The sequence below is a fragment of the Telluribacter humicola genome (genome assembly GCF_017355935.1).
Taxonomy (GTDB): domain Bacteria; phylum Bacteroidota; class Bacteroidia; order Cytophagales; family Spirosomataceae; genus Telluribacter; species Telluribacter humicola.
In genome coordinates this window covers 1,569,400-1,589,739 of the sequence record NZ_JAFIQT010000001.1, presented here as the reverse complement: position 1 = coordinate 1,589,739, position 20,340 = coordinate 1,569,400, and the positions used below count along the sequence as shown (strand labels likewise).

21 protein-coding genes are annotated in these 20,340 nt (G+C 52.2%); 18 read left to right on the top strand and 3 right to left on the bottom strand.

Features of this window, described 5'->3' with window-relative positions; translation table 11 throughout:
- The first annotated feature begins 97 nt into the window (after positions 1 to 97).
- The 15 genes from JUB14_RS06870 (at position 98) to JUB14_RS06800 (ending at position 14,190) form a co-directional block, all read left to right on the top strand.
- Positions 98 to 457, top strand: a complete 360-nt coding sequence (locus JUB14_RS06870; RefSeq protein ID WP_207505127.1) for a YciI family protein — start codon at positions 98 to 100, stop codon at positions 455 to 457.
- A 52-nt stretch (positions 458 to 509) separates the two neighbouring features.
- The gene (locus JUB14_RS06865) at positions 510 to 1,739 is read left to right on the top strand and encodes an RNA polymerase sigma factor (RefSeq protein ID WP_207505126.1); all 1,230 of its coding nucleotides are present in this window, start codon (positions 510 to 512) and stop codon (positions 1,737 to 1,739) included.
- A 60-nt stretch (positions 1,740 to 1,799) separates the two neighbouring features.
- Positions 1,800 to 2,600, top strand: coding sequence for an SDR family oxidoreductase (locus tag JUB14_RS06860; RefSeq protein ID WP_207505125.1), 801 nt, complete (start codon positions 1,800 to 1,802; stop codon positions 2,598 to 2,600).
- 15 nt (positions 2,601 to 2,615) lie between these two features.
- Positions 2,616 to 3,344 carry a carbon-nitrogen hydrolase family protein gene (locus JUB14_RS06855; protein ID WP_207505124.1) on the top strand — a complete coding sequence of 243 codons (729 nt, stop codon included), beginning with the start codon at positions 2,616 to 2,618 and terminating at the stop codon, positions 3,342 to 3,344.
- Positions 3,345 to 3,701: 357 nt separating this feature from the next.
- Positions 3,702 to 5,393, top strand: coding sequence for an AMP-binding protein (locus JUB14_RS06850; protein WP_207505123.1), 1,692 nt, complete (start codon positions 3,702 to 3,704; stop codon positions 5,391 to 5,393).
- 111 nt (positions 5,394 to 5,504) lie between these two features.
- Entirely contained in the window at positions 5,505 to 5,930 is a 426-nt protein-coding gene (locus JUB14_RS06845) for a VOC family protein (protein WP_207505122.1), read from the top strand.
- 41 nt (positions 5,931 to 5,971) lie between these two features.
- Entirely contained in the window at positions 5,972 to 6,412 is a 441-nt protein-coding gene (locus JUB14_RS06840; RefSeq protein ID WP_207505121.1) for a GNAT family N-acetyltransferase, read from the top strand.
- Positions 6,413 to 6,512: 100 nt separating this feature from the next.
- Positions 6,513 to 7,835: an amidohydrolase gene (locus JUB14_RS06835; protein WP_207505120.1), complete on the top strand. Its 1,323-nt coding sequence runs from the start codon at positions 6,513 to 6,515 to the stop codon at positions 7,833 to 7,835.
- A gap of 145 nt (positions 7,836 to 7,980) precedes the next feature.
- On the top strand, positions 7,981 to 9,582 hold the full coding sequence (treF, locus tag JUB14_RS06830) for an alpha,alpha-trehalase TreF (protein ID WP_207505119.1): 1,602 nt from the start codon (positions 7,981 to 7,983) through the stop codon (positions 9,580 to 9,582).
- A 53-nt stretch (positions 9,583 to 9,635) separates the two neighbouring features.
- Positions 9,636 to 11,243: an alpha,alpha-trehalase TreF gene (treF, locus tag JUB14_RS06825; protein WP_310586114.1), complete on the top strand. Its 1,608-nt coding sequence runs from the start codon at positions 9,636 to 9,638 to the stop codon at positions 11,241 to 11,243.
- 7 nt (positions 11,244 to 11,250) lie between these two features.
- Positions 11,251 to 11,538, top strand: a complete 288-nt coding sequence (locus tag JUB14_RS06820; RefSeq protein WP_207505118.1) for a YciI family protein — start codon at positions 11,251 to 11,253, stop codon at positions 11,536 to 11,538.
- Positions 11,535 to 12,248, top strand: a complete 714-nt coding sequence (locus JUB14_RS06815) for a hypothetical protein (protein WP_207505117.1) — start codon at positions 11,535 to 11,537, stop codon at positions 12,246 to 12,248. The genes JUB14_RS06820 and JUB14_RS06815 overlap by 4 nt, the downstream gene beginning before the upstream one ends.
- A complete protein-coding gene (hxpB, locus tag JUB14_RS06810; RefSeq protein WP_207505116.1) occupies positions 12,249 to 12,920 on the top strand; it encodes a hexitol phosphatase HxpB in 672 nt (223 codons plus the stop codon). It abuts the gene before it with no gap.
- A 9-nt stretch (positions 12,921 to 12,929) separates the two neighbouring features.
- The gene (locus tag JUB14_RS06805) at positions 12,930 to 13,718 is read left to right on the top strand and encodes a PhzF family protein (protein WP_207505115.1); all 789 of its coding nucleotides are present in this window, start codon (positions 12,930 to 12,932) and stop codon (positions 13,716 to 13,718) included.
- Between the two features lie 13 nt (positions 13,719 to 13,731).
- Positions 13,732 to 14,190, top strand: coding sequence for a GNAT family N-acetyltransferase (locus JUB14_RS06800; protein WP_207505114.1), 459 nt, complete (start codon positions 13,732 to 13,734; stop codon positions 14,188 to 14,190).
- 15 nt (positions 14,191 to 14,205) lie between these two features.
- Here the strand turns inward: JUB14_RS06800 and JUB14_RS06795 are convergent, their stop codons facing one another.
- Entirely contained in the window at positions 14,206 to 15,090 is an 885-nt protein-coding gene (locus JUB14_RS06795; protein ID WP_207505113.1) for a DMT family transporter, read from the bottom strand.
- A gap of 72 nt (positions 15,091 to 15,162) precedes the next feature.
- Here JUB14_RS06795 and JUB14_RS06790 point away from each other — a divergent pair, with 72 nt between their 5' ends.
- Complete coding sequence (locus JUB14_RS06790; RefSeq protein WP_207505112.1) at positions 15,163 to 16,575, top strand: OmpA family protein; 1,413 nt, start codon at positions 15,163 to 15,165, stop codon at positions 16,573 to 16,575.
- Positions 16,576 to 17,278: 703 nt separating this feature from the next.
- Here the strand turns inward: JUB14_RS06790 and pth are convergent.
- Positions 17,279 to 17,839 carry an aminoacyl-tRNA hydrolase gene (gene pth, locus JUB14_RS06785; protein WP_207505111.1) on the bottom strand — a complete coding sequence of 187 codons (561 nt, stop codon included), beginning with the start codon at positions 17,837 to 17,839 and terminating at the stop codon, positions 17,279 to 17,281.
- Positions 17,840 to 17,902: 63 nt separating this feature from the next.
- On the opposite strand from pth, the gene pyrR reads away from it, so the two are divergent.
- Together pyrR and JUB14_RS06775 are read left to right on the top strand one after the other, a co-directional pair.
- Positions 17,903 to 18,442 carry a bifunctional pyr operon transcriptional regulator/uracil phosphoribosyltransferase PyrR gene (gene pyrR / locus JUB14_RS06780; RefSeq protein WP_207505110.1) on the top strand — a complete coding sequence of 180 codons (540 nt, stop codon included), beginning with the start codon at positions 17,903 to 17,905 and terminating at the stop codon, positions 18,440 to 18,442.
- Positions 18,443 to 18,525: 83 nt separating this feature from the next.
- Positions 18,526 to 18,753 (top strand): DUF2905 domain-containing protein, encoded by a 228-nt coding sequence (locus tag JUB14_RS06775; RefSeq protein WP_207505109.1) that lies wholly within the window; start codon positions 18,526 to 18,528, stop codon positions 18,751 to 18,753.
- Here the strand turns inward: JUB14_RS06775 and JUB14_RS06770 are convergent.
- Entirely contained in the window at positions 18,722 to 20,293 is a 1,572-nt protein-coding gene (locus JUB14_RS06770; protein ID WP_229367568.1) for a hypothetical protein, read from the bottom strand. The two genes, JUB14_RS06775 and JUB14_RS06770, sit on opposite strands and share 32 nt — an antisense overlap.
- Positions 20,294 to 20,340: the final 47 nt, after the last annotated feature.

The window sequence follows — 20,340 nt, the reverse complement described above, 5'->3', positions numbered from 1 at the left end:
ATCTACTTATATCTACATCTCCCCTGTCCAATCCCCTCAACTTCAATTGTCATTAGGGTGAAGTTAAACATCCAAATCACAACAAAATTTGATACCCATGGAAGAGTACATGCTGATTTTCAGACACGAAAACGCGCAGAATCAGGTTTCACCCGAGCAGATGCAGGCCTGGATGAAACAGACAATGAACTGGATTGGCAGTATTGCCGCGCAGAACAAGTACAGCGGGGGCAACGGACTTCCCTTCGACGACGCCCGGGTAGTCAGGGCTACCGGCGCGGATGCCATCGTGACCAACGGGCCCTTTGGCGACATCAAGGAAACCATCGGCGGCTACATCATCGTCAAAGGCGAGTCGGTGGACGAAGCCGTGGAGTTTGCCAAGGGCTGCCCAATCCTGATGGGCGAAGGCAACAGCGTAGAGGTACGACGCATAGCACGGGGAGAAGTGAGCTAGTAAGAAAATCAGAAGGGTACTTCCCGTTATGGGAAGTACCCCCTACTCATCCATGGAACAGTCCCCACTCCTACCGCACCTTTTCAGGACCGAGTTCAGCCGGATCAGCGCCGTGCTGACGCGGCTGCTGGGGGTGGAGCACCTGGAAGCGGCCGAAGATATCGCCAGCGAAACCTTCCTGCTGGCCCTCGAAACCTGGCCCTACAAGGGTATCCCCGACAACCCGACGGCCTGGCTCTACACCGTCGCCAAAAACAAGGCCCGTAACCACTTTCACCGCCACCAGCTCTTTACCAAAAAGATCGTTGATCAGCTCTACGATGAGTCCGAGGAGTCAGCCGATCCGGAGATAGACCTCTCCGAGCAGAACATCACCGACAGTCAGCTACAGATGCTGTTTGCGGTCTGTCACCCGTCCATCCCGCGGGAGGCGCAGGTAGGTCTGGCGCTACGTACCCTGTGTGGTTTTGGCATTGATGAAATCGCCACGGCCTTCCTGACCAATAAGGAGACCATCAACAAACGGCTGTACCGCGCCCGCGAAAAGCTACGGCAGGAACAAGTGGCCATAGAACTACCATCCGAAACCGAGATAGACCAGCGGCTGGACGCGGTGCTGACCACCTTGTACCTGCTTTTCAGCGAAGGCTATTACTCCGAGAGCCACGATGCCGTACTGCGTGAAGACCTGTGTCTGGAGGCCATGCGCCTCTGCTACCTGCTGCGGGAGAACGAGCGGACCAATCAGCCCCCGGTGAACGCGCTGCTCGCGCTGATGTGCTTCCACGCCTCCCGCTTCCCCGCCCGACGGAATGCAAATGGTGAGCTAGTACTCTACCATGAGCAGGACGAAAGTCTTTGGAATCAGGAACTGATCACGAAGGGAGCCTGGTACCTGCAGCAGGCTTCACAGGGTAGCCACCTCACGAAGTACCACCTGGAAGCCAGCATTGCCTACTGGCACACCATCAAGGCCGACACGCCCGAGAAGTGGGAGACTATTCTGCAACTTTACAACCGGCTGCTGCAGCTGGAGTACTCCCCCATCGCCGCCCTCAACCGGACCTACGCCCTCGCCCAGGCCAACGGCAAAGCCGAAGCCATCCGCGAAGCCGAAAAGCTACAACTGACCTCTACCCCCTACTACTATACTTTACTGGGGGAGCTATATAGGGAGATAGACAGCCACAAAGCCCGGCAGCACTTTGAGAAAGCACTACAACTGGCTAAAACACAGGTAGACAAGCAACATATTTTAAAGAAAATCGCCACATTTGAGTAAAGGGTAGCCTTTACATCTGTAATAGGTACAGGTACCACTGCACAGCATTACTAATCAGTCATGAAGAATATACTGATCACCGGAACCAGCTCGGGCCTGGGGCTCGCCATGATGAACCACCTTACCCAGGCTGGCTATCGGGTAATAGGTACCTCCAGAAGTCCCAAAGAGAGTACCGGTCCGGGTAAGACAATCCGGATGGACGTGCGGGATGAAGATTCGGTACGGGAGGGTTTGGCGAAGTTTCTGGAAATGGCCGGACGAATTGATGTCTTGATCAACAACGCCGGATGTGGCATAGCCGGCCCCATCGAAGAAACCTCCCTGGAAGAAGCCCGAGAGCAGTTTGAAACTAATTTTTTCGGGCTGGTGAGGGTGACCCAGGCGGTACTTCCGCACATGCGGGCGCAGGGTGGCGGCCTGATCCTGAACATCAGCTCCATGGGCGGCCTCATCGGTCTGCCATTTCAGGGGTTCTACTCGGCCAGTAAGTTTGCCCTGGAAGGCTTCACCGAAGCCCTCAGGATAGAAACCCGCCCCTTCAACATCTCCGTCGTGAACATCAACCCCGGCGACTTCCGGAGCGACTTTACGGCCAACCGGAAAGTGGTCGCGAAGCTGAGCGATACGTACCGCAAAAGGTTCGAAGCTGCCATGCAGGTCTACGAACAGGACGAACAAATGGGGGCCGACCCGCATCAGGTAGCCCTACTGGCGGAGCAGCTCATCCGGAAGCAGGAGGGGCATAAGGTGAGGTACCTGGTGGGCAAGCGGATGCAAAAAATAGGTACTCTGGTAAAGAAACATACCGGCAGTCGCTTTTTTGAGAAAATACTCATTGATACGTATAAGCAGTCGTAAACCACCTTACCCACCATGAAACTCTGCGTAGCCCAGACCCGCCCCGCTAAGGGAGATATGGAACAGAATATGGAGAGCCACCAAAGGCTCATCGAGCTGGCCCTCTCTCATGGAGCCGACACTGTTATTTTCCCCGAGCTATCCATCACGGGCTACGAGCCGGAGCTGGCCGGAGCGCTGGCCATGAGTCTGGATGACGACCGCCTGGCCCCCTTTCAGCAGATCAGCGATAGTCGGCAGGTGACCCTGGGGGTGGGGGTACCTATCCGATGCGAAGGGGGGATTACCATCGGGCTGGTGATATTCAAGCCCCACCAGGACCGGCAGCTTTACGCCAAGCGGTACTTGCACCCCGACGAATACCCCTACTTTGTTAGCGGCACCAGTACCACTAAATTACCGGGCGAAACCGGCCCCATGGCGCTGGCGATCTGCTACGAACTATCGGTACCCCGGCACGCCGAGGAGGCCTTCAGGCAAGGGGCGAACATCTACCTCACCAGCGTAGCCAAGTCGGTGGAGGGTATCGATAAAGCCTACCAGCGACTGGCCGAGATAGCCCGTACTTACTCCATGACCGTACTCTTGTCCAACAGCGTCGGCTATTGCGACAATTTCACCTGCGGCGGCCGCTCAGCCGTCTGGAACAGAGAAGGCAAACGCATCGGGCAACTGGATAGTACCAGCGAGGGCATCCTGGTTTACGATACCACCACCGGGACGGTAGCTAACATAACACTTTGAGAAAAAACTACTGCTCATGAACAGCAGCCGGTGCACCTACCGGCAGAAATGGGTAGCTACGGGTACCCATTTTTGAATCATCTCATCTCTCCCCTCTTGACTTAATGAATTAAATATTAGAACTTTAACAGTAGATCGCCTACTATTTTAAACGTAAAGCTATGGAACGCCGATCATTGCATTCTCCGCTTCTGATAGCTTCTCTCGCCCTGCCGAATTCTCGGTCAAAGACACTACGAAAAATCTTGCTCTGGGGTAATACCTGTTTCCAGATTACCAGGATATAGGTACATACCTGCTACCAATGGGTAGCTTACGCATTCAACTCCTTCCCTGACCACCTAACCTTTCCACACCATGCCCACACCATCTACCAATGAAGACCAGCCCGTCACGTTATTGCATTACTTCTACCACTGGGAGCAACAGCAACCTGACAAAGTATATCTGCGTCAGCCCGTTGGAAACCAGTTTGTTGACTATACCTGGGGAGAGGTAGGTCAGCAGGCACGTCGGTTAGCCACGTACCTGAACTCACTGGGTCTGCCTCCCGGGAGTAACATCGGCCTGATCTCCAAAAACTGCGCCCACTGGATCATTGCTGATCTGGCGATCCTGATCAGCGGGCATGTTTCAGTACCCTTTTACCCCACCCTCACCGGACCGCAACTCAGGCAGGTACTCGACCACAGCCAGTGCCAGGTACTGATCGTAGGAAAAATAGATAACTGGCCTCTGTTAAAACCCAGCGTCCCTGAATCGCTCCCCTGTGTAGCCTTCCCGGATTATACACCCAATGCCTCCGCTCCTGACCCCGACCATACCCAGTGGCAGACCATACAGGATCAATATGCGCCCCTGATGGGTACCCCCGAAACCGGGCTCGACGAGGTATTCAGCATTGTCTACACTTCCGGTACTACCGGTAATCCCAAGGGAGTGATGGTAAGTTATAAGGCAGCCTGGATGGCTCTTCAGACCTGTAGGCCTCAGGTATATACTGATCTGCCGGAAGCCCGATTCTTTTCCTACCTGCCGCTCTGTCACCTGGCAGAGCGCTCTATGGTAGAATTCCTGAATCTGTGCATAGGAGGTACCATCTACTTCGCCGAGTCACTGGATAGTTTTGCTGCCAATCTGGTAGCCGCCCGGCCTACCCACTTTTTGGGAGTACCGCGCATCTGGACCAAGTTTCAGCAGGGTGTACTGGCTAAGATCCCTCAACAAAAACTCGACAGATTACTCCGTATCCCAATCGTTTCAGGCTTGGTCAAACGCAAGATCCGGCAAGGCTTAGGCCTTAACGACGCCCGGTTGGTTATTACGGGAGCCGCCCCAATGCCGGTCCCCCTCATTCAGTGGTTCCGGCGGCTGGGCATTCATATTCTGGAAGTGTACGGGATGAGTGAGTCGACGGCGGTAATTTCATTTATGCCACGGAACGCTGTGAAAGACGGAACCGTCGGAAGGGTGCTGGACGGGATGGAAGCCCGGTTTGACCCCGAAACGAACGAACTGCTGGTTCGTAGTAACTGGCTGATGATGGGCTACTACCGCGAACCCGCTCTGACCGAAGCGGCTCTGCCGGATGGCTGGCTGGCTACGGGCGACGTGGGAGAGTTGGATGATGAAGGGTACCTGAAGATAACGGGCCGCGTGAAAGACAAGTACAAGAGCCCCAAGGGTGAGTACATAGCCCCGGTACAAATCGAATTGGGATTTGCCGATAATAGCTTTGTGGAGCAGATTTATGTAGGCGGTCAGCTACTGCCCCAGCCCATGGCGCTGGTCGTGTTGTCAGACACCGGGCGCAAAGCAGACCGGCTACTGGTTGGACAGAGTCTGGAGCAGACGGTTCAAAGTGTAAACACCCAACTATATTCCTATGAGCACATCCGTAAGGTGGTAGTAGTCAAAGATCCCTGGTCGGTGGAAAATAACCAGTTAACCCCAACTATGAAAATAAAACGGAACGTCATTGAAAACCACTACAAACCCTACATGGAGCGCTGGTTTGATCAATCAGAAACCATAATCTGGGAGGAGTAAAGAAGCATAGGAAGAAAATTCGCCCCACCTTATGCTGAAAATCCTGCTGGCCACCGGAGAAGTCTGATAGGTTTCAGTACATTAGCCAATCTATTCACCAGGAAGCTATAAATGAAACCCAGCATTTCAGTACTAACCTTAGGCGTAACAGATCTGGAACGGGCCGTCCTGTTTTATAGGGACGGCCTTGGCTTGTACACGGAAGGAATCATCGGGCAGGAATTTGAAAACGGAGCTGTGGCTTTTTTTGACCTGCAGCGGGGCCTGAAGCTGGCTCTATGGCCCAGGAAAAGCATCGCCATTGATGCCGGCTTACCCCAACAGCCTCCTTCCGCCACCGATATGACACTCGGGCACAATGTCGGTAGTAAGGAAGAAGTAGATGCCGTCATGCAGCAGGCCGAAAGAGCTGGGGCTACCATCGTCAAGCCTGCCGGGGCGACCTTCTGGGGCGGCTATGCCGGGTACTTCCAGGACCCGGACGCGCACTTGTGGGAGGTAGTATGGAATCCGGCTTTTAATTTGAACAAACAATAGGTATGCTGCATTCAGATAAAGCTATTGATGAATATTACCCTATGATCAGACCTTATACACCCGCCGATAAAGAAGAACTTATTACCCTCCTGAAGCTCAATACCCCCAGGTACTTCGACGAGTCCGAGGAACAGGACTTTAGGGTTTACTTCGATCAGCACCTGGAAAGCTACTTTGTGGTAGAGCAGGACGGACAACTGGTTGGCTGCGGGGGCATCAACTACTTCTACGACGAGCGGCTGGCCCGGATATCCTGGGACATGATCCACCCCGACTACCAGGGCCAGGGCGTAGGCAAAGAGCTGACCCTGTACCGGATCAATGAGATAAAAAAAGACCCCGACATGGATCAAATCGTCGTACGGACTACGCAACTGGCGTACCGGTTTTACGAAAAGGTGGGCTTCCGGCTGGAGAAAGTCGAAAAAGACTACTGGGCACCCGGCTTTGATCTCTACTACATGACCATTCCTCTCAAGTAATTTTCACCTAATCCCTAAGGTCGGACACAATTAGTCCGGTGCTACCTGACCGACAGGTCAGAAAGAACATCTATATTTGAAGTTCAAAAAGTAGCATCCCATGACATTCAGATTATTTCTATTTCTTTTTATAGGATATATAGGTCTGGCTCAGGCCCAGACCGCCCAGGTAGTAAAGTCGGTTCAGGATGTAACACAGAGCCTGTACCCTACCCTGGATAAGCTGTACAAAGACCTGCACCAGCACCCGGAGCTGTCGTTGCAGGAGGAAAAAACCGCTGCCAAAATGGCGGCCGAACTGAAGGCGCTGGGCTTTCAGGTAAAGGAGAAAATGGGCGCCCACGGCGTAGTAGGTGTCTATAAAAATGGCACCGGTCCTACGGTACTAATCCGGACGGACATGGATGCCCTGCCGCTGGAAGAAAAGACCGGCCTCCCCTACGCCAGTCAGGCCAAAGGCATCAACGCCGCCGGCAACGAAACCCGCATCATGCACGCCTGTGGGCACGATGTACACATGACCGTATTTGTAGGTACCGCCCGTACGCTGATGCAGATGAAGGACCAATGGAAAGGCACTCTGGTGATGGTAGCGCAATCCGCCGAGGAGAACGGACTAGGAGCTGACCTGATGCTGAAAGCGGGGCTGTTTGACTTTGCTCCGGTACCCGACTACGCCATCGCCCTTCACGACAACTCGTTCCTGCCCGCCGGTACCATCGGCTACCGCGAAGGCCCCTTTATGGCTAGTGTAGATATGATGGATGTGATCGTGTTTGGCCAGGGAGGCCACGGAGCCGCCCCCCATACCACCATTGACCCCGTCGTACTGAGCGCCCAGATGGTGATGGCCTTCCAGACTATAGTGAGCCGTACTATCAATCCTATAGATCCGGCCGTAGTGACGGTAGGTTCTATTCATGGTGGTACCGTACATAACATTACACCCGACGAAGTGAAGATGCAGCTGACGCTGCGCTCGTACAGCCAGGACGTACGGCAGAAGATCATCGACGGCATCCACCGCATCAGCGCCAACCTGGCCCGCTCGGCCGGTCTCCCCGACTCCAAACTACCCGTTATTTCTATCCGAGAGCCACAAACGCCCGCTACCATCAATGACCCTACGCTGACCCGCCGGCTCATGGGTGTATTCCGGACTACCTTCGGTGAAGGAAAGGTCGTCGAGATGGAGCCCTATATGGTGGGGGAAGACTTCAGCCGCTTTGACATGGGCAAGAAGGTACCGATCTGTATGTTCTGGCTGGGTACGATCCCGGAGAAGCGGGTACAGGAGGCCAAAGCCAAAGGCGAGCAACTACCCTCCCTGCATTCACCCTTTTTTGCTCCACAGCCCGAGCCAACTATTAAAACCGGCGTTACGGCCATGAGCCTGGCGGCCCTGAATTTGTTTGGTCGTTAATCGTAGCGGGTGTATTTAACGTACATCCGGAGGGATTACCCATCGGGACTTCCCCAACGGTCATGACCAATTCCTGAAACTCTACTAACTTCGCAGTGTTTAAGGGTAGTACCGGCTTACTACCATCATACATCAACACCCCATCATGAAAAAGTACCTGATTATCAATTATTACGTTTACTCTATTCTTGCTTTGTTCGGACTAGTACTAGCCCCTACTGTTACTCCCGGCCAGAACCGCATCCCTCCTGACGAGCTGTATGGCCCCCTGTTCAAAGATGTACAGATGAGCCGGATTTTTCCCGACTCCAAAACATTTCCTGACTGTATTCCCCTCTACGATGCCGCCGAAATATTGGATAAGTATGGTCGGGCCAAAGGAGAGCCGGGCTTTAACCTCGCTAAGTTTGTAAGTGAGAACTTCAGCCTGCCCAAAACACTTACTACCAATTACGAAAGCAATGAGCAGCTCACTACCGCTGCGCATATACAGCAGCTATGGCCGGTGCTTACCCGTACCCCCGACGACCAGAATGCCGGAGGCTCCCTACTCCCCCTGCCCAAAGCCTACATAGTACCCGGTGGGCGCTTCCGGGAAATCTACTACTGGGACTCCTACTTTACCATGCTGGGCCTGCGGGAGTCGGGGCGGGACGACCTGATTGAGAGCATGATTGACAACTTCGCTTTCCTCATCGATACCTATGGACATATTCCCAACGGCAACCGCAGCTACTACCTGAGCCGCTCGCAGCCGCCGTTCTTTTCACTGATGGTGCGCCTGTACAGCGAGATGAAAGGCCCCGACGTACTGAAACGCTACCTGCCCCAGATGCAAAAGGAGTATGATTTCTGGATGCAGGGGGCCGATAGCCTCACCCGGCCCTATACCGCCCACCGCCGGGTCGTGAAGCTTCCCGATGGCGTAGTATTGAACCGCTACTGGGACGACCGCACGGTACCCCGCGCCGAAGCCTACCGCGAAGACGTAGAGCTGGCCCACCAGGCGCAGACCAAAACCGGCGCCACTCCAGAGGCGGTGTACCGCAATATACGCGCGGCCGCCGAGTCAGGCTGGGATTTCAGCAGCCGCTGGTTCCGTGACGGAAAGACATTCGCTACCATTCAGACCACCGAGATCCTGCCCGTAGACCTCAACTGCCTGATGTACCACCTGGAAGAAACACTCGCGGAGGCCTACCAGTTGGATGCACAAGCCGAGCTAAGCGCCCAGTACCGGCAAAAGACCGAGGCTCGAAAGAATGCCATTCAGAAGTACTTCTGGTCCGCTACCCGCAGCTACTACATGGATTATGACTTCGTAGCCCAGCAGTATACGACCGTTTATTCGCTAGCCGGCACTTATCCGCTGTTCTTCAAGATAGCCGACAGCCGTCAGGCCCGGGAAGTAGGTAAGCACATCCGGCTGGAATTCCTGAAATCGGGCGGGGTACTGACCACCCTCAACCGCACCGGCCAGCAGTGGGATGCTCCTAACGGCTGGGCACCTTTGCAGTGGATCACTTACCGGGGGTTACGCAACTACAACAACAACGGAACTGCCTATCCCCTCCGCGAAAACTGGCTAGCCCTCGTCGAAAAAGTATTCAAGAATACAGGCAAGATGATGGAAAAATACAACGTATCGGATACCAATCTGGAAGCTGGTGGAGGCGAATATCCCAATCAGGATGGTTTTGGCTGGACCAATGGCGTATACCTGCGAATGAAGAGCAGCAAGAAATAGTCCTTAATAACCTTCTGCTTACTTTGTGAGTTTGTAAAAATAAAAACCATAAAGTGAGCAGAATACAGACTAAGTCTTCGGACCCGTTCGGACGAGTTACTACACCTACATCACTGGGACAGACTCAGACTTCACCCGATGAGTTGTATGGGAAGCTCTTCAAGGATGTGCAGATGAAGCGCATCTTTCCTGACTCGAAGACTTTTGCCGATTGCATTCCCCTGTGTGACCCCGTCCTGATTATAGAAAGGTACTTCCACCTGATGCACCGCCCGGACTTTGATCTGGAGCGGTTTGTGCGGGACAACTTTCAGGTACCTAAGGAGATTAAAAAAGAATACCGACCCGATCCTCAGCAGACCATCGATGACCATATCGAGGAGTTGTGGGAGATACTGACCCGCCAGCCCAAAGATCAGGAGCGGGGTGGATCGTTACTGGTACTCCCCAGGCAATATGTAGTACCTGGTGGCCGCTTCCGGGAGATCTACTACTGGGACTCCTACTTTACTATGCTGGGCCTGAAAGACGCGGGTCGGGTAGACCTGCTTTGCGACATGGTTGATAACTTCGCCTACCTGATCGACCGGTTCGGCCATGTACCCAACGGCAATCGCAACTACTACCTGAGCCGCTCACAGCCCCCCTACTTCGCTCTGATGGTAAAGCTCCTCAGTGATATCGAGGGAAAAGAAATACTGATCCATTACCTTCCCCGGCTACAGCGCGAATACGACTACTGGATGAGTGGCAGCGACCGTAAGGGGACTCCCTATACCGGCCACCGCCGGGTAGTATTCCTGTCGGATGGCCTGTGTCTGAACCGCTACTGGGACGACAAGGCCACTCCCCGTCCCGAGGCTTATATTGAGGACATAGAGCTGGCCGAACTGGCTCACCATCAGTTCCACGCCAATGAGTCGGACCTGTACCGTCATATACGGGCCGCCGCCGAGTCGGGCTGGGACTTCAGTAGTCGCTGGCTGCGTGACAAAAACAACTTTGCCTCTATTCATACAACTGATATTGTTCCGGTTGATCTGAACTGCCTGATGTACAACCTCGAGTCCCAGTTGGCGGAAGCCTACGAATATAAAGGACAGCACGAGATGCACATCCGGTATAAACATAAAGCCCAGCTCAGAGCGAAGGCTATTCAAAAGTACTTCTGGGACCCGGCCCGTAACTTCTTTATGGACTACGATTTCCGGGCCAGAAACTTTACCGATTCTTTTACGCTGGCAGCTACGTATCCGCTGTTCTTCAGGCTGGCTACCAACCGGCAGGCTCACTATGTCGACACCTACCTCCGGTTCAACTTTCTGCGCTCCGGAGGCTTGTTGACTACCCTTTCCAAGAGTGGTCAGCAGTGGGATTCGCCCAATGGCTGGGCGCCCCTGCAGTATACAGCCTATAAAGGACTCAAAAACTACAACCTGTACAGAACCGCCGAGCGTATTCGTGACCACTGGCTGGCCCTGAACAGGAAAACCTTCAAATACACCCGCAAGATGCTCGAAAAATATAACGTAGCGGATACCAATCTGGAAGCCCATCCCGGAGAATACAAGCTGCAGGAGGGCTTTGGATGGACGAATGGCGTATATTTGCAGTTAAAGCTTAGTCAGAAAGTACGGCCTGTTCCTTCACTCATACTTTAGTTCTTGCATGCTATACGTTATTCACGCGTACGATTATACCGACGAGCAGGCGCTTCAGCGCCGCCTCGACGCTCGTCCTCAGCACCTCGACACGGTGCGTCAGCTCAAAGCCGATGGACACTTTGTAATAGGTGGCGCCCTACTCAGCCCCGACGATCAGATGATCGGCTCCATGATGGTCGTAGATTTTGAGAATGAGACCAGCCTCCGCCAGTGGCTCGACAATGACCCGTACGTACAGGGCCGGGTGTGGGAGAAAATAGACGTCAAACCCTTCCGCGAAGCCAGGGTATGATCTATCGGTACACCTGGTACAGCGCGGCCCTGCTGGTGGCGCTGCTCGGTCTGGCATCGTGCCATAGTATCAGCGAGTCCGATACGCAGGAAGATACTACCACCGTGGCTACTGATACCAGCCAGATCCTGAACTCGCCGAACGATTTCTATGCCATCCCCGGCGAAAAGGTAGGGAATGTACGTCCTGAGTCCACTGAGGTCGGCCTTATTGAACATCTGGGCGCAGAGAACGTACGGCGTGATACCATCTACATCGGTGAAGGAGAGTACCGGATCGGGACTACCCTATTCAAGGGTACATCCGACGAAGCTCAGATCCTGTGGAAGGATACGACGAACTGGGCCTATCCGGAGCTGGTACGGATTATTCCGGCTGTCCGCCCGCAGGACTCACAGTGGCTGGTAGAGGGCGGCGTACGGATTGGGGCTAGCCTTAAAGAAACAGAACAGCTCAACGGTAAGCCTTTCGAACTATACGGCTTCGGCTGGGACTACGGCGGTACTGTATCCGACTGGAAAGGAGGAAAACTCACTTACTCAAAGGGAGGCAAGACGTACCTGGGAGCCATTTTTGTGTATGAGTATAAAGAGGCCGAGCAGGATACGCTGGCCGAGAAAGTTATGGGGGACGGCCGGTTTATGTCCAGTAATCCGGTCATGCAGCAGCTCAACCCCCACATTTATTCACTGGAAATCCGTTTTCGTTAAATGATAGAAGCAGCCATATTTGATATGGATGGTCTGCTGGTGGACTCGGAGCCCATCTGGCAGGAAGTAGCCATCGAGATATTTGACACCGTAGGTGTATCCCTGACCGTAGAGATGTGTCAGGAAGGAACCGGTCTGGGAACGGCCGATTTTGTTAAACTTTTTTACGAACGCTTTCCCTGGGAAGGCAAAACCCAGGAGCAGGTAGGTCAGGAAATCATCGAGCTGGGGCACGAACGCATTGGCGCAGAGGCTCAGGTAATGCCCGGAGCCCACGACACGGTACGGTTCTTCTATGAGCGTACTATTCCGTTGGCGGTGGCATCGGCTTCCCCCATGGAGATTATCGAAACGGTACTACGCCGGCTGGATCTGATTCAGTACTTTACCCTGTGGCATTCGGCCGTACTGGAGACGCGCAGTAAGCCCCACCCTGACGTTTATTTAAGTACGATAGAAAAACTTAAAGTAAAAGGAACCCACAGTATTGCTTTTGAAGATTCTGGAAATGGCCTGCGCTCAGCTCATGCCGCCGACATGCTGACAGTAGCTGTACCAGCCCCTTACGAATACGATGAGCCCAAATTTGATATAGCCGATATAAAAATTCCTTCCCTCACTCATTTTAACGAGGATATTTTTAATAACTTGGTGCAAAAACTGCCTCTCTAAATACAGTATATGAAACTTTCATTATATCAGTTAGACGCTTTTACGGATCAACTCTATGCCGGCAATCCTGCCGCAGTAGTTCCCCTGGAGCAATGGCTACCGGATGAACTCATGCAGCAGATAGCCGCGGAGAATAATTTGGCAGAGACAGCTTTTTTTGTTCCAACCGAAAATGGCTTTCACATTCGCTGGTTTACACCTACTACCGAAGTGGAACTATGCGGCCATGCTACGCTGGCAACGGCGCATGTCATTTTTGAAGTACAGGGGTATGAAGGTAAAGACATTATTTTTGAATCGCAGAGTGGCCCGCTACGGGTACTGCGTAATGATGGCTGGCTGACACTGGACTTCCCGGTTGATCAGTTTCAGGTGGCGGTATCTCCTCCGGCCCTGAGCGAAAGCATCAGCTCGACGGCCCCGCTGGAAGTATATAAAGGAAAGTCAGACTACCTGGTAGTACTTGATAACGAAACCGAGGTTCGCGAACTGCGCCCCGATATCATTATACTATCAACCATACCGGCCCGTGGTATTATTGTAACGGCGCCCGGCGACGAGGTGGATTTCGTATCCCGTTTCTTTGCTCCCCAGTCAGGTATAGATGAAGATCCCGTTACGGGCTCGGCCCATACTACCCTGGTACCTTACTGGGCTAAGCGTCTGGAAAAAACGCACCTGGAAGCGCGCCAGGTATCTAAGAGAGGCGGTTATCTGCGCTGTGAGCTCAACGGTGACCGGGTGTGTATCAGCGGTCAGGTAAGGCTGTACCTGAAAGGGGAAATAGAGACCGAATAAAAGCTTGCAACCCATGATTCGCTACGAGGCGCAGGAAGGTCCGCTCCCGGAAAGGGTCCTGAGTGAACTTCTACGTCTGCATTTTCAGCTTTTTACGGGGGATACCCGCGAAGCACTGGCCGAAGAGATCGCCCAGGCCAATGGCCTGTATACCCTGCTGGCATACGATAGTCAGCAGCTGATTGGTTTCAAAATGGGGTACCGACGCAAGACCGGGCATTTTTATAGCTGGCTGGGCGGAGTACTATCCGAATACCGTAAGCAGGGCATAGCCTCAGAACTCATGCAGCGGCAGCATAGCTGGTGCCAGCAGAATGGCTACCATACCATCCGTACCCAGACCATGAACCGCTGGCGCAGTATGCTGATCCTTAACATACGCTACGGATTTGATGTAGTAGGTATCGTTGCCACACCCGGACAGGAACCAAAAATCATACTGGAAAAACGTTTATCTGATACTCCTAAATAAAGAGTCGGCTCCCTACTACGAGCCGGCTCTTTTGTTTATCCTTTTCCGCTGTGCCATATATAGCCCTCCAATCACCAGGGCCGTACCCACATAGGTATATACCGTAATAGGCTCTCCCATGAGCCACCAGGCGTAGAAGAATCCAAACAGCGGGCAGAGAAACAACCAGAGAGAAGCCCGTACGGTATCAATACGCAACAGGTAAAACCAGCATAGCAACGCTCCCACCGACACTACCAGGCTAAGCCACAGTACTGACCACCAGAAGCGCTCGTCCCACTGAATGGCCGAAAAATCACTGATCGCACCCGTAAAGGGCAGCAGCAGTATCCCCCCGATGGTAACCTGCCAGCCGTTAATAAGCAGGTTGGGCAGCTTCCACTGGATAGTAGCGTAGTAAACACTGGCCACTGATACCGCCAGCATACTTATCATTAACAAAATGATTCCTCCGAGAGTAGTATAGCTATTGAGCAGAAGTGGATAGGTAGCTACCCCCACCCCTGCCATACCCAGAAGTACCCCCAGCAGCTCGGCCCCGGAAGGCTTACGCCCCATCCACCAGGCTGACATAACTATGATCAGCAGGGGATTGGTAGATACTGCCAGACTACCTATGCCGGCCGCTGTATAGCGCATCGCGTATACGTATAGACCTAGATAGAGCGTTGTGTTTAAGAAACCAAACAGAGCCAGATGACGCCATTCCATACCTTGTGGCAACCTGAAAGAAGGATCGGGACGCAGTAAGTAGCTGTAACCCAGCAGGAGAGTCCCCGCAATAAAGAAGCGAATATTAGCCAGTACCAGTGGCTCAGCCGACAATACTCCAAATTTGGTAGCCACTGAAGCCGATGCCCAGAGCATCGCAAAAAGAAGACCAATAAGACTATTTTTCAAGGATAAGTAATCTGTTTTTCAAAAATACACGGAACACTTTCCCTACCCAACCTTCTTTTTTATTTTTAGAGCATGAATCGTGAAAAAGCCTTGTTCAGAACTCTTTTAGTAGTACCATTCTTATTTACTTTTTTCTCTTCCTTAGCCCAACGAAGCTGGACATACGACTTCAGCAACGGATTTGAAAGCGTTGAAGGGTCCGCTCCTCCCCTGCGACCACTGGGCGAGAAAGGAAAGTTCATCGAAGAAAAACTTCCCGAACTGGGCAGCACTACCCAGCGTACCGTATACAAATTTGAGGCAAATAACGGGCTTCAGTTCGACAATAAAGCCGCCAATGGTTTTCTGAACCGGTCGTTTACCGTAGAGATATACTTCAAACTTACCGAGCTGGATAGCTGGAAGCGGGTACTCGACTTTAAAAACCGAAAGACAGATTTTGGCAGCTATATACACCACGGCAAGCTCAACTTCTTCAACCTGGCCACCGGCAAAAAAGCCGCTGTCCGTCCCAACGACTACGTCCATTATGTATACTCGCGCAATGCCGAAACAGGAATGATCCGGATGTACGTGGATGGGGAGTCGAAGGTGGAGTTTAAGGATGTAGATAAAGAGGGAATACTGGATGCCGACCAGGTACTTAATTTCTTCTACGATGATCTGGTCGTTAATCACGAAGCCAGTGCGGGCTCGGTAGCCCTGATCCGCCTTTATGATGAAGTAATGACTCCCGTATTGGTGCGCAAAAGCTTCAAAGAACTGGCTCAGAAGCTTCCCAGTCGTAGTGCCACTCCTACGGCCACTCCCAGGCCGGCTGCGCCAGCTATTGCTGCCCCGGCCGAAGAGGAAATGGAGGACGCTGCCGACGGACTGGTAAGTGTAACAGGTAAAGTATATGATGTACGCAATCTGGGTTTTCTGGGGGATGTAGACGTAATTGTCCGCCGTACCAACAGCGACTCCATCGTAGCGCGTACTAAGGCAGTCAACGGCCAGTACCGGTTCAGGCTGAAACCGCTCGAGACGTACCGGATTACCGCCAGTCTGCCAGGCTATCAGCCTAAGAGCGTTGTGGTACAGCCCAAAGCGCAGGGCGAGGTGGTTAGGAGCCTTATCAATATGGCTCCCGAAACCTTTGACAAGCCCATCGCTACTGTTCCTTTTGTGCAGAGCAAGGACAGCCTGATCAGTGAAGCCAAGGTACGCCTGGATTCGGTAGCCAACTTCCTGCAGACGCGGCCCGACCTAATGATCAACCTGGAAGGCCATACCGATAATATAGGTGATTTTGATAAGAATCTGTTGCTATCGTGGCAGCGGGTATTAATCGTGAAGAACTACCTGATCGAGAAAGGCATAGATCCTAACCGGATTGATGGCAAAGGCTACGGTCCTACCCGTCCGGCGGCCCATAATAACTCAGAGCCCGCCCGGCAAGTCAACCGACGTGTGGAGGTGTGGGCTACGCCCATAAAAAGATAGAGCCACCTCATCTGGGAGGTGGCTCTATACTGACTATTCCTAAACCCTTAACCTTTTTCTACTATAAAAAACTCTAACTCTTCTACAAAATTCTCTCCGAACTTGTTCCCGATTAATCGGATATAACGGAGACAACTGGTGTCAGACTTTATAAGTCATTGTTCCGGTCAGACCGGATTGAGTTAGCTTTTGGGTGAGACTCCATAACTCTGGCACACTCACAAGACCGGAAGCTACTAATATAGGTATCTGCTACCTCTCTACTTTCCAGTCCTACCTACCAAAAGAGCTTTGCTCCTTGTTGACTTGGCTAACAAACACCTTTGGTCTTCGGTTCACCAATCTGTAGGCTTTTATACCTTCTAATATTCATAAAACCAGCGGAGTATCGTTCGTTGGTTAGCTCCCTTCGTGCTTCTACGAATATGAATACAAAGATAATGGCTTTTTTTGATTTTTCTAGGTATTGTTCAATTTAATTTTTGAATCTATTCCTGCGTTCAATCTATCTAAAGTTCAAGCCATATACCACTTAGCAAGCAGTATAGACAAATATTATTTTAAACTATTAACATTCTATACCTCAAAGCCATACGACTACTTGGGCTCCACCAAATTTTCAGTAAGACAGTATGTAACTTTTTATTGACGACAAATGCGAATCAACTCCCTGCTACGCCTGAAAATTCTTTAAAAACTACAATCATTGATTAAAATTATTCATAGTTTGCTGAATGCCCGCCGTACAAAAAGAGGTAACTATGTCGCCCGCCCGGTCCAGAAATATGGGGAGTTCTTCCATCTCCTTATCTGAAAAGGGATTAAGTACGTAGTCTACTTGTCTTCCCCTCGGAAAATCATTGCCAATGCCAAATCGTAACCGGGGGTAGTTACTGGTACCTAACAGCTCCTCAATATTTTTAAGTCCATTGTGCCCACCGTGTGATCCTTTGGGCTTAACCCGCAGGGTACCATAGTCCAGCTGTAGCTCATCCACAATGACCAGTATGTTTTCGACCGGTATTTTGTAGGCATCCATGTAGTAGCGGATAGCTTTCCCGCTCAGGTTCATATAGGTAGTAGGCTTGATGAAGTGGAGATGCCTCCCCTTGTGCTTCCATTCGGCTACGTAGGCCAGGCGCTCGAACGAAAACCGGAAATCGTGCTGGGCAGCCAGACGGTCAAGTACCATGAATCCGACATTATGACGGGTAAAGGCATATTCGGGTCCTATGTTACCCAGCCCGGCTATAAGGTATTTCATAAAAAGTTATGTAATTAGTGAATGTGGTCTTAATTTAAGCCGCAAATTTCGGGAATAATACCAATGACCCAAAAACGACTTATACTAAGTAGCCCTCTTCTGGAGATCATGACCAGCCGGTTGTGTCAGCAACTCATCGAAAACCACCAGGATTTTGCAGATTCGGTGGTGATGGGCCTGCAGCCACGCGGAATATATTTTGCAGAACGCATCGTCAACGAACTCAGCAAGCAGCTCGGCCGCACGATTCCGCTGGGGTACCTGGATGCTACTTTCTACCGCGATGACTTCCGTCGCCGCGATTCCCCCCTGGTCCCTAACAAGACCCAGGTCCCTTTCCTGCTTGAAAATAAAAATGTGATCCTGATCGACGACGTAGTGGCTACGGGCCGGATGGTACGGGCCGCTATGGACGCTATGACGGCCTTTGGTCGCCCCAAGCGGGTAGAACTGCTGGTACTGATCGATCGCCGCTATAACCGCGATCTGCCCATTGAGCCCGACTATGTAGGTATGAAGGTCAATACGCTGGAAACGCAACGCGTGCAGGTAGAGTGGAAAGAGCAGGGCTTCGAGGCCGACCGTATCTGGATGGTAGACTAAGCTGTCACTAATCAGGCTCCTCCCGAAACAGATAGCGCTTGCGGGTGTTATATCGGCAGATACAGCCTGACCTCAACTAAACTATGTCGCCTAGCTTCGGAAAATACCTGATAGTAATCGGTCTGGTGATTGTCGTGGTGGGAGCCGCCTTCTACTTTTTCTCCGACAAGCTCCAGTGGTTTGGCCGTCTGCCGGGCGATATCCGGGTAGAACGGGAAGGGTTCCGATTCTACTTCCCGATTGTGACCATGCTGCTGCTCAGCCTGCTCCTGAACCTGATTATCGTTTTGATCCGGAAGTTTTTCGGGTAGTCGCCTCTCCGGTGGTCTTGGTTTTGCCGATATCCTCCGTTTTATAAGCGAGTTTATTGATATAGAATACCTCACGGGGAGCTGACACGGTGGTCGCCCGCTCGCTGCTCAGCTTCTGGATGCCATAGGCCATGAAGTACTTATCGTACCAGGCGGCCAGGTTAGCGTTATCATTGTAAAGTACTTTCTCCGTATCGGAGCTGGGTTCCAGTTCAAACTTCTCACTTTCTACCACCACCTTTTCCCGTCGGATTACCTCGGTATGGATACTGCCATCCTGCGGATAAGCCAGCACAAAGTAGTCATCCACCCGCGTCAGCTGTACCATCTCCTGCAGCTCGTAGCTAATCAGATTTTTGATCGAAAAGCTGTTGTCCCACTTGTAGCGACCGTTCCGGTCAAACCCGCACACAATGGCATGGGTATAGCGGAAGCCATCCAGACTCTGCGAGTACTGCCGGTTAAAGCCACTGCTCATCACGGGACTGGACGACTTGTAGTTGGGGTAGTATACCTCGGCCACCAGCACGATTTCGTCCTCCGTCTGGATCAGGTTATGTACCAGCAGGCGGTACCTGAACCGATTCTCCTTACCCATGGACTTGCGCTTACCGAGGCGGTCCAGCGTACGCTGGCGGCGCTTGGGCTTCATGTAGTTGAAGAAGTTCTGCAGGTCCGAAAACTCAATAAACTGCGGCTGCTCGGGCTCATTATCACGAATATGGGTAATATAGAGTCCTTGTGAGAAAGGCGTACAGCCTACGGAGTAGTTACCGATCAGGTAGGAGTTGTCCTCATTGAGCGGGACGATCTGACCTGAAATCAGGCTATTGCGCTCATCGCTCAGGGTAGTACTCTTCAGCAGCTTGCCGTCGTAGTTATAGGTATGGATGGTAAAGTGGCAGTTGCGCTTACGGTAGGCGTAGGTAATGACATTGATCAGTCCATCCTGCTCGTTGACATCCACGTTATTGATCTCCATGTTGCGCTCGTACAGGCCGGGCAGCACACGAGTCGTATTGTCGAAGAAAGAGTGTACCAGTACCACCGGGCGGCTGCGGTAGTACCCCGCCACCAGTGCCTTGCTTCCCAGTACTTTGAACTGATGTACATCTACATTGGCCAGTAGTGTTCCCCGGTGCAGGTCTATGTCGCCGCTGTTAAGATCCAGCTTCATAAACAGGTAGTGGTCCGTATCCGGCTCGCCGAACAGCCAATAAGCAAAGTACTGGCTCTGATACGCCATCACCGGTACATACCGATAATCCAGGCTGTACTCCCGCGACCAGACCGGTTTCAGTTCGGTATCGTACTTGGAGAATAACCACTGCTCGTTGCGGGTATGCGAAAATTCGTTTCGACGGATCACCACCAGGGCTCCGTCTTCACCCAGAGAGAATACCTCGTGCTGCTCATCCAGGGTGCCGGAGGTAGGTATTTCAAGACGCTGAGCCTGTTCAAGCTGAGCCTGAGATTCCTGATACGATGCAAGAAATACCGGCAGCACAAACCAAAGCCATATCGTATACTTATTTATCATATTCATGGGATGCCTTAGCAAAATAGACAGTAGAGACCTCACTTCTA